14 protein-coding genes are annotated in these 14,894 nt (G+C 38.1%); 8 read left to right on the top strand and 6 right to left on the bottom strand.

Annotation, left to right across the window (positions count from 1 at the left end; genetic code table 11):
* Positions 1–250: 250 nt before the first annotated feature.
* Positions 251–1,018 (top strand): DUF3891 family protein, encoded by a 768-nt coding sequence (locus OLD84_RS02805; protein ID WP_209461616.1) that lies wholly within the window; start codon positions 251–253, stop codon positions 1,016–1,018.
* A gap of 56 nt (positions 1,019–1,074) precedes the next feature.
* Here the strand turns inward: OLD84_RS02805 and OLD84_RS02800 are convergent, their stop codons facing one another.
* Positions 1,075–2,343, bottom strand: a complete 1,269-nt coding sequence (locus OLD84_RS02800) for a S41 family peptidase (RefSeq protein WP_209461615.1) — start codon at positions 2,341–2,343, stop codon at positions 1,075–1,077.
* A 315-nt stretch (positions 2,344–2,658) separates the two neighbouring features.
* Here OLD84_RS02800 and OLD84_RS02795 point away from each other — a divergent pair, with 315 nt between their 5' ends.
* Positions 2,659–4,275 carry a catalase gene (locus OLD84_RS02795; protein ID WP_209461614.1) on the top strand — a complete coding sequence of 539 codons (1,617 nt, stop codon included), beginning with the start codon at positions 2,659–2,661 and terminating at the stop codon, positions 4,273–4,275.
* A 989-nt stretch (positions 4,276–5,264) separates the two neighbouring features.
* Here OLD84_RS02795 and OLD84_RS02790 read toward each other — a convergent pair.
* From OLD84_RS02790 to OLD84_RS02770, 5 genes are all read right to left on the bottom strand, one after another.
* Entirely contained in the window at positions 5,265–6,029 is a 765-nt protein-coding gene (locus OLD84_RS02790; RefSeq protein ID WP_209461613.1) for a hypothetical protein, read from the bottom strand.
* 325 nt (positions 6,030–6,354) lie between these two features.
* On the bottom strand, positions 6,355–7,236 hold the full coding sequence (locus OLD84_RS02785; RefSeq protein ID WP_209461612.1) for a metal ABC transporter permease: 882 nt from the start codon (positions 7,234–7,236) through the stop codon (positions 6,355–6,357).
* The gene (locus OLD84_RS02780; RefSeq protein WP_209461881.1) at positions 7,233–8,168 is read right to left on the bottom strand and encodes a metal ABC transporter permease; all 936 of its coding nucleotides are present in this window, start codon (positions 8,166–8,168) and stop codon (positions 7,233–7,235) included. The genes OLD84_RS02785 and OLD84_RS02780 overlap by 4 nt, the downstream gene beginning before the upstream one ends.
* 1 nt (position 8,169) lies before the next feature.
* On the bottom strand, positions 8,170–8,907 hold the full coding sequence (locus OLD84_RS02775; protein ID WP_209461611.1) for a metal ABC transporter ATP-binding protein: 738 nt from the start codon (positions 8,905–8,907) through the stop codon (positions 8,170–8,172).
* 2 nt (positions 8,908–8,909) lie between these two features.
* The gene (locus OLD84_RS02770; RefSeq protein ID WP_245301440.1) at positions 8,910–9,857 is read right to left on the bottom strand and encodes a metal ABC transporter solute-binding protein, Zn/Mn family; all 948 of its coding nucleotides are present in this window, start codon (positions 9,855–9,857) and stop codon (positions 8,910–8,912) included.
* A gap of 259 nt (positions 9,858–10,116) precedes the next feature.
* Between OLD84_RS02770 and OLD84_RS02765 the strand changes: the two genes are divergently transcribed.
* The 6 genes from OLD84_RS02765 to OLD84_RS02740 all read left to right on the top strand — a co-directional run bounded on the left by OLD84_RS02765 (position 10,117) and on the right by OLD84_RS02740 (position 14,776).
* Positions 10,117–10,494, top strand: coding sequence for a GntR family transcriptional regulator (locus tag OLD84_RS02765; protein ID WP_209461609.1), 378 nt, complete (start codon positions 10,117–10,119; stop codon positions 10,492–10,494).
* Positions 10,491–11,363 carry an ATP-binding cassette domain-containing protein gene (locus OLD84_RS02760; RefSeq protein WP_209461608.1) on the top strand — a complete coding sequence of 291 codons (873 nt, stop codon included), beginning with the start codon at positions 10,491–10,493 and terminating at the stop codon, positions 11,361–11,363. The genes OLD84_RS02765 and OLD84_RS02760 overlap by 4 nt, the downstream gene beginning before the upstream one ends.
* Before the next feature lies 1 nt (position 11,364).
* Positions 11,365–12,153: a hypothetical protein gene (locus OLD84_RS02755; RefSeq protein WP_209461607.1), complete on the top strand. Its 789-nt coding sequence runs from the start codon at positions 11,365–11,367 to the stop codon at positions 12,151–12,153.
* Between the two features lie 106 nt (positions 12,154–12,259).
* Positions 12,260–12,877 carry a TetR/AcrR family transcriptional regulator gene (locus OLD84_RS02750; protein WP_209461606.1) on the top strand — a complete coding sequence of 206 codons (618 nt, stop codon included), beginning with the start codon at positions 12,260–12,262 and terminating at the stop codon, positions 12,875–12,877.
* A gap of 191 nt (positions 12,878–13,068) precedes the next feature.
* On the top strand, positions 13,069–14,010 hold the full coding sequence (locus OLD84_RS02745; protein WP_209461605.1) for an ATP-binding cassette domain-containing protein: 942 nt from the start codon (positions 13,069–13,071) through the stop codon (positions 14,008–14,010).
* On the top strand, positions 14,003–14,776 hold the full coding sequence (locus OLD84_RS02740) for an ABC transporter permease (RefSeq protein ID WP_209461604.1): 774 nt from the start codon (positions 14,003–14,005) through the stop codon (positions 14,774–14,776). The genes OLD84_RS02745 and OLD84_RS02740 overlap by 8 nt, the downstream gene beginning before the upstream one ends.
* Positions 14,777–14,894: the final 118 nt, after the last annotated feature.

Genomic DNA, 14,894 nt, shown 5'->3' with positions numbered 1-14,894 from the left:
CTCTTCTTTTTTTTAGTAGTTCCAAATTTAATTACCGTTTAATACTTAGTTACTTTATGTAATCTATTATAATTTCTATTGTAGATTCTGTCAACACAGCACCAGGAATTTATATCGTAAAATAGTACTGCACGTTAAGGAAGCTTACAATGTGCCTTTGACCTTATACTTTGTCCCCTGATCCATTTTTGCGTATACTTAACATGGGAAACGTATTCATATGATAATACATTCGAAAGGGTGATGATTCATGATTGTCAGAGAACATGAAAATGCTTTTATAATGACCACACAAGATGACCATGCACATGTTTCAGGTAAACTAATAGCTAATTGGCGAGACGCTTTATTTAAAAAACCAGAGCTTCGAAAATCTGTTGAATACGCTATTTTCCAGCATGATCTTGGATGGAAGCCTATTGACGAGCAACCCTTCTGGAATGACAAAAAACAGGAACCATACACATTTATCGATTTTCCCACTCCTCCAAAAGCTGTCTTTTACAAGCATGGCATTGATGAAGTAGTACAATTTGATGCGTATGCAGGACTGTTATGCAGCACACATTATATGAATTTCCTTTTAGAGGAAACCTCCAAGGAAGCTTATGCTTTTGTCGAACAGGAAAGAGAGCGTCAGCAACAGATTATGGATTCCTTTTCTGACTTAAATAAAGATGCGTTCGACTTTCATTATGCCCTGCTCCAACTTTGTGATAGTCTATCATTATTTATGAGCATCAACGAACCTGGTGTAGCAATGGAAGATGGACATCCGTTTTTCAGAAAAGGCATCCCCGTCCCCTCCGTGCTGGACAATTTTAGCAAAAGCAAAATAGACCTTAACTGGAAAGACAACCATACAATCGCAATGCATGAATTCCCTTTTGAAAATCCAGTTAACATCACGTTAAAACAAAAAACCGTTACAAAAGAAGCGATTAAAACGATGGGATTAGTTCAAAGTTATCAAGAAGCAACGCTGCAAAAGATTGGCCTCTTACTAGTAGAAGGCTAAATATAAGACGAAGTAATAAAAATTGCTGAATGAAGGGCTTCTTCATTCAGCTTTTTTTAGGAACGGCATAAGTGCAACATTGACTCACAAACATCAACGTCCTCTTCCAAGTGTTCCGGCGTCCATGGAATATAAATGTCCGGCTTTATCCCAAGGCCTGTTGTTCCTTCTCCTGCATCAACCTTATCTAACCTTGCTGTCGGATAATAAAGTTTAAATAATCCTTCCCACTCCATAATCGTCAAGTTTGTATAGTCATTAACACCAGCAGTCGGTCGGCCTATCACCGTTACTTTTGGTGATTTTTTGCAGATATCGACAAAAACCTCCCCTGCACTCCCGCAATCAACATCGGATAAAACAACAATATTTTTAGGATGTTCCTTGCCTTCAATAGTTCTTGTTCCCTCTTCCTCATTCAATGCTGCAAAGCCTTTTCCTTTGTTTTTTTCAAATTCACGCAGAAAATTATTCGCGTAATTTTGCAGGTCGTTATCATTCGTTTTCTTTAAAAAGTTTCCTATTAATTCTTTTGTTAATCGATAATTTCGATATGTGCAATTATACTTCATCGCATAATCTTCATTAAGGTCCACAATCGTTGTTCCTGCTTCAAAGATATATGGCAATAATGCCTCAAATGCACTGCCACTTCCGCCTAGATTCATCCTAACGTCTATAATTAAATTTTCTGCAGATGCTAATTCCTTCTCATAGTTCTTAACTAATGCTGGAATAGAATCAAGATTGTCAAAATCACTTAATGTCATCAATATCATATCTTCATCAATGGTTTTTATCGAATACTCGGAAACGTACGCTTCCTTCTCATATTTCCCCAGTCTCATTTCCTTCGTATCCCCATTAGCATTCACTACCTCACAATATGTATAGCTGTTAATAACAGGTCCCCACTTTTCTCTTTCTGCCGTACTCTCCATTAATTCTCTTTTATGTTTGGCAACTAAATCTACTATCGGTATAGTGTTTAAAGAAATAAGGGCGTCGCCCACTTGCAGACGATTTTCCTTTCCTACCGAAGTAACATACAATCTATCTTCATATCTTCTAACCTTAAAACCACCATTATACTGCTTATGCTTACCACTTTCGGACAATCTGAAATACATATGTCGATCTTTAAAATCCAGTAAATAATCTTGTACCATTTCCGTAAACCAAGCAGGCGTTAATTCTTTTTGTTCTTCTAGTTTTTGAATCTTATTTCTGTATTTCTCTGGGTTATCCCAGCCCTTTTTATCCAAACATCCGGCATAATCATAATGTGTTATGGATACAACCTCGTTGAATATTTCCGCGTACATCAGATTTCCCCTTCCACATTTAAAATCTCATTTTAATAAACTTCTATTTTTTTTGGTGAAACCCTTTATTTGTATTTTGAATTTTTAACATAGTATAAATACTTTCCACACATAGAAACAGGAAAAGAATACAACTCGCAAGATATATACTAACTAAACCCAAAACCTACTATCAAAAAACTAAAAACAAGGATATTATTGGTCATTTTTGGCAAGGTTATAGTTATGTGCATAAACCTAAGTGCAGCCTCATTTTTGCCTGAGACTTACTTTAGAAGTATGCTATCTAATCTATAATAAATCGGAGGTAAAAGAATGGCCAAAGATAAATCAAACGAAACCAATCACCAAAGACATATCGAAAATGAAGACACACTGACAACGAGACAGGGACATCCTGTAACGAATAACCAAAACATACGAACAGTAGGCAATCGTGGCCCAGCAACACTCGAAAACTATGATTACATCGAAAAAATCAGCCATTTTGACAGAGAAAAAGTGCCGGAGCGCATTGTGCATGCTCGCGGTGCTGGTGCCCATGGTTATTTTGAAACATATGGAACGGTTGGCGACGAACCTGTTTCAAAGTATACACGGGCAAAAGTTTTTCAGGAAAAAGGAAAGCAAACGCCACTTTTCATTCGTTTTTCAACGGTGGTACATGGCATGCACTCCCCGGAGACGCTTCGTGATCCACGTGGATTTGCCGTAAAAATGTACACAGAAGATGGAAATTGGGACTTAGTTGGAAACAATATAAAAATCTTTTTTATTCGCGATGCCATGAAATTCCCTGACATGATTCATGCATTTAGACCCGATCCAATAACAAATATTCAAGATAGTGAGCGTTTCTTTGATTTTTGTGCGAATTCACCCGAATCCTTTCATATGGTTACATTTATTTATTCACCTTGGGGCATTCCGGCAAACTACCGAATGATGCAAGGGTCAGGGGTTAATACGTATCGATGGGTGAACAAAGAAGGCGAAGCAGTACTTGTTAAATACCACTGGGAACCAAAGCAAGGCATTAAAAATTTAACACAACAAGAAGCGAATGATATCCAGGCAACAAATTTTAACCATGCGACACAGGATTTATATGACTCGATTGAGCGCGGAGAATATCCGGAATGGGAACTTTTTGTGCAAATCATGAGTGATGACGCACATCCTGAACTGGACTTTGACCCGCTTGATGATACAAAGATTTGGCCAGTGGATCAGTTCCCTTGGCTGCCAGTCGGAAAAATGGTCTTGAACAAAAATCCGGAGAATTATTTTACAGAAGTAGAACAAGCCGCATTCGGCACGGGAGTCCTTGTTGATGGACTTGATTTTTCCGACGATAAAATGCTGCAGGGCAGAACCTTTTCCTATTCCGATACCCAGCGATATCGTGTGGGTGCTAATTATTTGCAAGTACCAATTAATGCTGCCAGGAAGAGAGTAGCAACCAATCATGAAGGTGGGCCGATGCGGCAATCAAACGATAAAGCACCTGGACAAAACCCGCATATTAACTATGAACCATCTATCTTAGGTGGTTTAAAAGAAGCAGAGCAAACCGGAAAAGAACATACACCAAAAGTCGAAGGAAACCTGGTACGAGAATCCATCGAACGAAATGATAATACGAAACAAGCCGGTGAAACGTTCCGCTGGTTTGAAGAATGGGAAAAAGCTGATTTGATTTCCAACCTCGTAGGTGATATTTCCGAATGTGATCAGCGTATTCAAGATAAAATGATTGCACTTGCAGAGGAAGCGGATGAAGAATACGGCCGCCGCTTACGCGAAGGACTGGATGAAGCGAAAAAGGTGATGGACAAAGATAGTTCCAGTAAAAACCCACTTGGAAATAAAGATGCTGAAAAAGCACCAAAACAAGCGACTGAAAAAGGACATGATTCGGAGCCATATTAAAAAAGCTTGATTAAATTATAAGTCGTTCACTTACGGGTGGAGAAATAATAAAAAACACAATACATTTAGCGTACTAAATCACATAACATTTAGTATGCTATTTTTTACTGGTATGATAACGTTTTAATAAATAATATATTGGGTATTTTTGCATCGCCTCTCGAAAAGGTGCAATAATGAATTAGAGTGATGGTCGGGGTATAATTGCTAAAGTGGAATAATTAGAATTAAATAACCCAAAGAGGTTGTTAATATGAAAATATTGCTATTTTTTACAACCAGTGCATATATTTCCCATATGCACTAAAATTATGAATAGAAACATATTGTATAACGGTTTGAAATGATGGTTATAACCCTCTTCTTTCTTACATTCGTCTGCTAAACATATTAGCTCCCTTATTTCTTATTTTCGTAATGACAAAATAAATAAGCACGCCTATTAAAAGTATAAAAGGCCCGATTAAATTCCGTACTGTATTTCCCACGATAACTCCAAAAGACGTAGATAAAACACTATTCAAGATAAATATTGATATCAAAAAGAGCAGTTGTATAAAAATATAACTTTTTAATAACCCTTTGTATTTTTTGATAAATAATACAAAGATACTAATAATGGCTAGGGTTATAAAAATACCTTCAAATATTCTAGCGTAATGAGACAGTAGTTCTATTTTGGAATACTCTAGGTGAGTTAGTCCAGACTTGTCTAACAATGGTTCACTGATTTTTGCCTTATAAATTTCAATGGATACATACGCGCCGTTTACAAGAAACATTAATAAAAGAATAAAACGATACAAAATGCTTTGTTTAAAAATATTTTTTTTCATCTTACTATCGTTCATATTTTAACGTTCCTCTCGGCACTAGTCATATTTCTCAGAAAAGAGCACCTTTGCCCTACTCTTAAGAACACAGTTTAATAGAATTATCCGATTAAGAGCAAAGGTGCAAAGTGTTGGTGTATTATCATAAATTCACAGTTAGTCAAGGTAAAAAATATGACTATCAGTGTGGTTTCCATAGTTAAGAGGGAAACCTAAGGGTAAATCTCCTACAGAAAAACCTATGTCAGCCGTCACATCATATCTAGCAGATAATTGAACATTGTTATTAATAATGGAGTTACCACCAACTACATTATTTATCGAGGGACTAAATAAAGCTCCAAAAGAAGCATCAAAATTAACCTGTGGTCCCGCAACTCCAAATTTTTCGCGCGTAATAGTATCATACAAATAGCTTCCTGAAAGAGTAGTTACCCACTCATCTGTAAACCTGTTTAACGTTGACTCCGTTTCAAGGTGGTAAAAGCTTTGTTCTATGTCTCTTCCTATAACTACATTTATATTGTTATCTGCACTGTTGTTATTCATTAATTTTGCCATATGTTCTTTAGTTTTGGAATCGTCAATGCTTTCATATATAGCTTCTTTATTATCCTCTATGAATTTTTCGACTTCAGTGTCATTCATTTCTGTAGTACTTTTATGTGACGCTGAAAGATTCTGATCAGCAATTATATTTTTAATTTCTTTGTAATTTTCTTGTTTATAATAATCAGTAGCTTCTTCTATAAATTCTTCCGTTACATTTGAGTTATCTGGAGCTTTAACCATTAATCCATCCAAATCATTAAATACCTCATCCATAAAATCGGAAAATGTTTCATTTGCGCCCTCATTGTTTTCGTCACTTTTTTCACTAGCAAAAGAGTGACTAGATCCTAATAAAACAACAATAGACAAAACTACAAAAGCGGTTACAAATTTTGATGTCTTTAATATTATTTTTCTCCTCCCTAATAGTTTTTAAGGCTTCCTATAAAAAGGATAACATATTTAGAATGTTTTTTGTTATGAAAATTATATGAAAATGAAAACAGTAAAATAGTCTTATAATTATTTTACTACTTTGCAACTTTATTGAAACATCATAGTTGTTTACTTTGGAATAAAGTTCTCTACTGTAACCGGTCGCTGAACTTCCGTTATTGGGCCAAGAGCAACAACATTATTTATGAAAAGAGCTTTAAAGTAAAAGCAGAATGAGGGCCTCAAAAAAATCGGCACTTCATTCTGCTTCTACTGTTTTAGCTGGTCGTACATATTTTGAAATAAGTCCATGTTTCGGAGAAGAAATAAAACTAACTAGAAAAACGAGCCCTGTTGCGAATGCCATGGAACCTGAAATCGAGGTATCTATCCATGCTGCAATATAATAACCAACCACAGCAGATACCACACCGAATGAGCCGCTCAGCACAAGCATAACAGAGAGTTTATCCGTCCAAAGATAAGCGGAAGCAGCAGGCGTAATCAACATAGCAACTACCATGATTGCTCCGACAGCATCAAAGGAAGCAACAGTGGTTACAGATACAAGACTCATAAAGACATAATGTAACAATACCACAGGAATCCCTAAACTTGCCGCCAGCGCAGAATCAAACGTCGTAATCTTCCACTCTTTATAAAAAGCTATGATGAAAAACAGAACAATCACGAAAGCAACTGCCAACATCGCTGTTGCTACAGGTACATTTCCGATAAAAGGAATAGACATCGTATGAAACGGTATGAATGTTATTTCACCCATCAACGCATGCTTTACGTCCAAGTGGGCATTTCCTACTGAAGTGGCAATTAAAATGACACCAAGCGCAAACAATGTCGTAAATACAATTCCCATAGATGCATGATGTTCAATATCTAGTGAATGAAGCCATTGTACAAGAAATGCCGTGAGCAATCCTGCCAGTATTCCACCGATAAGCATATGCGGTCCGCTCACTTCATTTGTAACCATATACGCAAGAACGATACCTAACAAAACCGTGTGACTAATAGCATCAGACATCATCGCCATCTTTCTGAGTATCAGAAACACACCGATTAAGCCACAGGTCAACCCTACTAAAGAAGCTGTCACTATAATCCATGCCGTATAGGTCATTTGCCAACCTCCTCTAATCCTCTTTGTTGAAGATTGGTAGCGGCCTGCTGAGCGCCAACCTGTCTTTGGCGAGCTTTAAACTGCAGGTATTTTATGAGAATACCTCTTTCTTTCCCAAAAACAAGTGATACAGCAAACATTCCGGATGCTACAACAACAATGAATGGTCCTGTTGGCCATCCGCTTCCCATCGTGCTGATCATGGTTCCAGCAATACCTGCTGATCCTCCAAATACCCCAGATACAAGCAGCATCATTTTAAAGGAGTGTGTCCAGTACCGAGCACTAACAGAAGGAATTATCAAGAGTGCGGCAATTAAAATCACACCAACAGCCTGAATACCGATAACGATTGTCGTTACAAGAACAGCAGTATAAAGTATATTCATTCCTTTAAGCGGTAGCCCCTGCCCCTTAGCAAATGACGGATCAAAAAGATAAATTTTCCATTCCTTAAACCCAGTAAATATAATAATAATCACCAGCAAGGCCAAACCAATCATGGTATATACATCAGATTGAACCATAGCTGCAGCCTGGCCATAGATAAAACTGTCCAATCCGGCCTGATTTCCTCCTGCTGATTGATTAACAATCGTAAGCAACATAATACCAAGACCATAAAACACAGAGAGAACCATCCCCATTGAGGTATCTTCGGATATTCTGGTAGACGATTGTATCCACTGGATAAAGAAAGCTCCAATTAAAGCGCTGATTGCAGCACCAATGACTAGCATAAACAAATTCTTTTCTCCTATTAATAGAAAGGTGATAACAACGCCGGGAAGTGCTGCATGGGCGAGCGCGTCACTCATAAGGCTCTGCTTTTTCCAATATGCCAGACACCCTACCATACCAGCGGCTATGCCAAGAATCATCGTACTAATCAATACCCATTGCGTATTGCTATTCATGAGAATCGACCACATATTAGCTTTCATCCCCCATCCAGCGCATATTTCCCCCATACGTTTTTCCTATATTTTGTTTCGTAAACACTTCTTCTGTTAGACCATGGCTTATAACCTTACGATCCAATAAAAGAACATGGTCAAAATAATCTTCCACCGTTTGTAGATCATGATGTACGACCATAACCGTCTTACCAGAGGATTTTAACTCCTTTAATATATTCATAATAGCCCGCTCCGTTGCCGCATCTACCCCTGCCAGTGGCTCATCCATAAAATACAAATCAGCATCTTGGACTAATGCGCGAGCCAAGAAAACACGCTGCTGCTGACCACCAGAGAGTTCGCTTATCTGGCGCTTGGCATATGCTGTCATTCCCATTTTCTCCAACGCTTCAGCTGCCTTTTCCCGGTGCGATTTGGACGGCCGTTTTAACCATCCAATTTGTCCATATAATCCCATTGTCACGACATCCAGCGCGTCTGTAGGAAAATCCCAGTCAACCGAACCTCTTTGTGGTACATAACCAATTCTTTTCTTCGCTTTTTTAAACGACTTTCCGAAGTATTCCACCTTTCCAGTCAAAGCAGGGTGAAGATTTAGAACTGTTTTCAGAAGTGTCGATTTTCCCGCACCATTCGGCCCGACAATCCCGGTTAGAGATCCAGCTTCCACCTCAAGATTTACATCATAAAGTGCTGTGTTTTTCCGGTACGATGCAGCCAAATCCTCTACTTTAAGTACGACCTCCGTCAACCTTACTCAGCTCCTTCACTTAGCGCTTCATAGATGGTGTCCACATTGTGACGATACATCCCTATATAAGTACCCTCATCCGTACCAGGCTCACCCATCGCATCAGAAAAGAGTTCCCCACCTAAAGATACATTGACTCCATCACTTTCCGCGCCTTCTATTACTGCCTGAATCGTATCTTCGCTTATACTACTCTCGATAAAAATAGCAGGTACTTCACGTTCTTTAATGATCTCAATTGTTTCTGTAATATTAGAAATACCAACTTCATCTTCCGTACTTAAACCTTGTAGCCCTATTACTTCTATATCATATTTCTTCCCGAAGTATCCGAAGGCATCATGAGCAGTTACAAGCACTCTTTGTTCCTCAGGAATAGCTGCGAGTTTTTCCTCCGATTCCTCATTTAATTGATCCAATTCCGTAAAATATTCCTGCTTATTAGCTTCAAAGTAATCCGCATCTTCAGGAGAATACTGTTTGAGTTCTTCCACCGCAGCATCCAATCCCTGTTTCCATAAATCAATATCAAACCAGATGTGCGGGTCGTCTGCCCCAGCTTCTTCCTCGTCTTCTAATATAGAATCTTCAGGAATCGTTTCCCCTACAGCAAGCACTGGTTTTGACTGACCTATTTCTTCAAATATTCGAATCATATTCGCTTCCAGTTCCAGGCCATTATAGAAAATGACATCCGCTTCCTCAATTGTCGCAATATCGCTTTGCGTTGCATTGTACAAATGGGGATCAATCGACGGCCCCATTAAACTTTCGACCTCTACACGATCACCACCAATAACAGATATGGAGTCTCCAAGTTGTGAAATGGTTGTTACAACATTAATTTTTCCATCATCCGATTGGCTTGCTTCCTCCGAATTACAAGCAGCTAGAAAGATGATTAAGCTAAGTATTAAGATACTTCCTATTCTTTTTATGAGAAATCTCATTTCTTGCATCCTCCATTTTTTGCCCTAGGTAAAGTTTTTTATCTACTCACAAGTTTAATTTTTGTTTTTGCACTTGTCAAGTATTTTTTTAATAAGTAACTATTTTTCCCCAGGGAAACTTTTTGCGTATTTAATACTATGTAAAAAAGATTCATTAAGTTACAGTTTATTTTTGACAAAATACAGTTCATGCATTATAGTTATACACATAACTATATAACCATATAAGCATCATACTAAAAAAGGTGGTGACTCTACATTGAGCAACGTATTCGATACGAATAAACCCATATTCATGCAGGTAAGGGAACGAATTGAGGACCAGATTGTAAATGACCAACTGAAAGAAGGAGACCAAGCGCCTTCCACAAATCAACTGGTCCATTTTTATAAAATAAATCATGCTACCGTTTCAAAAGGGGTTAATCAATTAGTTGAAGATGGAATTATTTACAAAAAAAGAGGTGTTGGGATGTTTGTTGCAATGGGAGCGAAGGATAAGCTCATACAAAAACGGAAGGAAGCCTTCGTTGATGATTATGTTGTGCAATTAGTACAAGAAGCAGACAAATTAGCAATAACGGAAAACGAAGTATTTGATTTAATAAAAAAGGTGAAAGGACGTGATAAACGATGACGTTTGATGTTGAATTAAAAAATGTCTCGTTACAGTATAAAGATTTCAAGGCACTGGATAATGTCTCCTTAAAACTTGATGGTGGTAAAATTTATGGCCTCCTTGGTAGAAATGGCGCTGGGAAAACCACCCTCCTCTCCCTGTTAGCCGCTCTCCATAAGCAAACACAAGGAGAAATCGAAATTGGTGGTGAACCCTCCTTTGAAAATGCTGGCATTATGCAGCATGTGGCTTTCTTATATGAGTCAGATCTATCCTATGAATATGAATATGTTAATGCCATGCTCGAGATTGTTGGAAGATACCGACCTAATTTCGATGCAGAATATGCAGATTATCTCGTTAAACGATTTAAACTTCCAACAGATAAGTATGTAAAGGATCTCTCTAAAGGGATGCAATCTGCACTTGGTGTAACGATGGGGCTTGCCAGCCGAGCACCTCTAACTATATTTGATGAAGTTTACCTCGGAATGGATGCACCGACAAGGGAAATTTTTTATCAAGAATTACTAGAGGATCAAGCAAAGCATCCACGGACATTTATCCTATCGACACACCTCGTCTCAGAAATGGATTATTTATTCGATGAGGTAGTCATCATTGATAAAGGAAAGTTCGTTCTGCATGAAGAATACGAGGCCCTAGTATCCAAAGGCGCGTCCATTACTGGATCGTCAGAAGTGGTTGATGAATTTGTCATCGGCAAAACGCGTTTAAGTGAACAGCGGTTAGGCAATACAAAATCCGTGATGATCTATGAATATTTGGATGAAGCACGTAGACAAGAGGCAATACAGAGCGGACTAGAAGTTGGACCAATTTCTCTTCAGGATTTATTCATCTATTTAACAAGAGAGGAGGCGTAACATGAAACAAAACCCCATATTATCTAAAGTTAGCTTTGATCTGTATACCGCACAAATGAAATGGTCCATTTGGTATATCAGTATTTTGTTATTCGTCCATATCACAATAATAATAATTTCTGTTAACTTGACAGGCACATTTGGAGACTTCTTGGCGTTTTCTTATGGTTCTTCAAAAGTTTATATGCTGGTCATTGGTATTTTATCAGCCTATGCTTTTCTAACTTTTTATGTAAACCATGGAATAACAAGGAAAGATTATTTTAAAGGTACAGCAATTTCAGCTTTAGCGATCTCTATTTCACTGGCGATCATTGCAGCCGTATTAAATGTAATAGAATATGTTATCTTAAGGCTAATTAATATCGAGCATGTACTAGAGCGTTCAATGGAAAATAGTCATATACAAAATGACGATCAGAGTATTTCGATTGATTTAACAGGAATGATGGTTAGTGGTTCCTCCTTCATAGATAGTAGTAACTGGCTCGTATCACTGATTGTTTATAGTATGACTATATTCATCGCTTATTTAATCGGTTGGTTGATTGGTGTTGGCTACTACCGATTTGGCTGGATCATCGGATTTGGATTTATTGCACTTGCAATTATCATGTCAACTCTTCTCGACCTGCTTTGGGGAAATGAATTAGCCGAACCATTGTCATACTGGCTGGCTTTTGATTTGAATATACCACTTGTTGTATCTATATTAGGTACGCTCGTTTTGATAGGTATGATACTATGGTTTATTCGTTTTCTTACGAGAGACGTACCTATTAAAATGTAAGCTTTAAGCAGGCACCTCATTTTTAAAAATGAGGTGTTTTTTATCATTTGTAGCGATGATGGTATAATAGAATCATAATAACAATTACAGAGGAGAACTGATTCCGATGGCACCTTTAAATGAAAACCAATTAGAACAAAAGCGAATGGAACGAAAAGCACAAATTATGAAAGCTGCTCTCAAGGTATTTGCAGACAATGGTGTAAAACTTACAAAAATAAGTATGATTGCGAAAGAAGCTGGAGTCAGCCACGGCTTGGTCTATCATTACTTTACATCCAAGGATGAAGTTTTATATGAAAGCCTTGAATGGGCAATGGAAAGAAACAGGGTAGATCAAGTCTTTCATGAACTGAATGAAAGCCAGTTAAGCCCACTAGAGAAAATAAAGCAATTTACAATATTCGGATTTACACAGGGAGAACTCGAAGTGAGCAGTGATATCTTTCGGGTGGTCCAACATTTAGCAAAATCCAATGAGAATGACATGCCTGATAATATATACGATCTCGTGAAGAAATCAGGACAATTTTACATAGAATCATTATTCCCTTTGTTTGCTGAAGGGCAGAAATCCGGAGAAATTATTCAAGGGGACACAGAAGAATTATTAGAAATTTATTTAACCGTTATATCAGGTATTATGGCAGATGATCCGACATGGTGGAGGGAAAATATGGACCAAAAAGTAGATATTCTTTTGCGAATGATTACTGCACGTTAATACTTTTCATCTCCCCTCCCCCCACTTTCAACAACCTGAAAAAAGGATTGACAGATAAAGATAAACTCTGTATTCTAAGATTGACTGATTTAATCAATCAATTATTATAGTTATTTTTAAACTGTTCTAACATTTAATGCACTTAATTTTTGATTGAATTAGTCAATTATTTACAAAGGGAGAATTTTATTATGAACGATACCGTTATTTCCGTTAAAGATATCCAGAAAACCTATGGAAAACAAACTGTTTTAGATGGCCTTCATTTCGAAGTGAAACGAGGATCCATTTTTGCATTGCTCGGAGAAAATGGAGCCGGTAAAACAACGACGGTTCGCATTTTATCCACATTAATTCAAGCAGATAGTGGATCTGCAACAATTGCAGGTTATGATACAAGCCGTGAAGCTGAGTCTGTTAAAAAGATGATTAGTTTAACAGGACAGTATGCTGCGGTGGATGAACTTCTGACAGGAGAAGAAAACCTAATGATGATGGGGCGTTTAAATCATCTGAATCGGAAAGCTGTTAAAGAACGCACAACTGAATTGCTTGAACAATTTGATTTAACAAATGCTGCGAAAAAACCAGCAAAAACTTATTCCGGCGGGATGCGCCGCCGATTGGATATTGCCATCAGCCTGCTTGCTTCTCCTGAGGTTATTTTCCTGGATGAGCCAACAACTGGACTGGATCCGCGGAGTCGCAGAAATATGTGGAGCTTGATAGAGCGTCTTTCAGACAATGGGGTAACCATTTTTTTAACTACACAATACTTGGAAGAGGCGGATCAGCTTGCGGATCAAATTGCTATTATAGACGATGGGAAAATTGTGGAGGAAGGAACGGCCGAAGAACTGAAACGAATTATCGGCGAAGAAAAACTGGAATTAACTTTCAACGAACTGGATACCTATCAAAAGGCTCAAAGTCTGTTGAAAGGACAAGTAAATGAGACGGATCGGGTCATTTCAGTTACGGCAGGTTCTACGGAAAATTTACGCCAGATATTGAACACATTGCATGAACACGGCATCGAGACTGAATCTATTAATTTCCGCAAGCCGACATTAGATGATGTTTTCATGGACATAACAAACCGTAAAAGAAAGGAGCTCTCTGCAAATGCGTAATTCAAAATTATACTGGAACGTATCAGATGGCTGGACAATGTCACGGCGGAGCTTAAAGCATATTTTTCGTGAACCAGAGTCTCTGTTAATGGCTATTGGACTGCCAATAGCCATTATGGTCATGTTCGTCTATGTCTTTGGAGGGGCTATTCAGACAGGGACGGACTATGTCAATTATGTTGTTCCAGGTGTGATTATTACATGTGTAGGTTTTGGAAGTTCATTGATAGCGATAAGTGTTACACAGGACATGACTGGAGGTTTATTTGAACGCCTCCGCAGTATGCCACTCCTCCCCTCTTCATTAATGGTAGGTCATGTAATCGGCGGGTTCGTCCGCAATGCGATTGCAACGACAGTAATTTTCCTCGTTGCGATACTCATTGGATTTCAGCCAAATGCAGGTTTATTGGAATGGCTAGGTGTAATAGGGGTCTTGTCTCTTTTCATGTTTTCGCTTAATTGGCTTTTTGTTACTATTGGTTTAATCACAAAAAGCGTGGAAACGGCTAATGCAGCTACGTTTCCTATGTTGTTCCTACCTTATATTAGTAGTGCCTTTGTCCCAACCGAGACCATGCCCTCATGGTTGCACGCATTCGCTGAAAATCAGCCAATGACTCCACTGATTGAAACATTGCGTGGACTGCTTCTTGGCACACCGATTGGTAACAATGCCTGGTTAACAATCGCTTGGTTCGGTGGATTGCTTATCGTCTCATTTGTTATTGCAACAATCCTATTTAAACGTCGTAAGCGTGAGTAGCTTTTTCATTAGAAAAGGGCTGTCCCCGGACAGTCCTCTTTTCTTTTCACTCGGTTCATATAGTTGAACCTTTTCTCAAATTAGTGGTAATCTTTATATATTACTAAAAAAGGAGTGA

Source organism: Virgibacillus natechei (genome assembly GCF_026013645.1).
Taxonomy (GTDB): Bacteria; Bacillota; Bacilli; order Bacillales; family Amphibacillaceae; genus Virgibacillus_L; species Virgibacillus_L natechei.
The sequence above is the reverse complement of the archived record's forward strand: the minus strand, read 5'-3'. Positions and strand labels throughout refer to the sequence as shown.

What these genes read in the sequence shown, in the direction of transcription:
- OLD84_RS02770 (WP_245301440.1), bottom strand. Translation starts at nt 9,857, where the DNA reads ATGAGATTTCTCATAAAAAGAATAGGAAGTATCTTAATACTTAGCTTA.
- OLD84_RS02805 (WP_209461616.1), top strand. Translation starts at nt 251, where the DNA reads ATGATTGTCAGAGAACATGAAAATGCTTTTATAATGACCACACAAGAT.
- OLD84_RS02800 (WP_209461615.1), bottom strand. Translation starts at nt 2,343, where the DNA reads ATGTACGCGGAAATATTCAACGAGGTTGTATCCATAACACATTATGAT.
- OLD84_RS02780 (WP_209461881.1), bottom strand. Translation starts at nt 8,168, where the DNA reads ATGTGGTCGATTCTCATGAATAGCAATACGCAATGGGTATTGATTAGT.
- OLD84_RS02740 (WP_209461604.1), top strand. Translation starts at nt 14,003, where the DNA reads ATGCGTAATTCAAAATTATACTGGAACGTATCAGATGGCTGGACAATG.
- OLD84_RS02785 (WP_209461612.1), bottom strand. Translation starts at nt 7,236, where the DNA reads ATGACCTATACGGCATGGATTATAGTGACAGCTTCTTTAGTAGGGTTG.
- OLD84_RS02755 (WP_209461607.1), top strand. Translation starts at nt 11,365, where the DNA reads ATGAAACAAAACCCCATATTATCTAAAGTTAGCTTTGATCTGTATACC.
- OLD84_RS02795 (WP_209461614.1), top strand. Translation starts at nt 2,659, where the DNA reads ATGGCCAAAGATAAATCAAACGAAACCAATCACCAAAGACATATCGAA.
- OLD84_RS02750 (WP_209461606.1), top strand. Translation starts at nt 12,260, where the DNA reads ATGGCACCTTTAAATGAAAACCAATTAGAACAAAAGCGAATGGAACGA.
- OLD84_RS02760 (WP_209461608.1), top strand. Translation starts at nt 10,491, where the DNA reads ATGACGTTTGATGTTGAATTAAAAAATGTCTCGTTACAGTATAAAGAT.
- OLD84_RS02745 (WP_209461605.1), top strand. Translation starts at nt 13,069, where the DNA reads ATGAACGATACCGTTATTTCCGTTAAAGATATCCAGAAAACCTATGGA.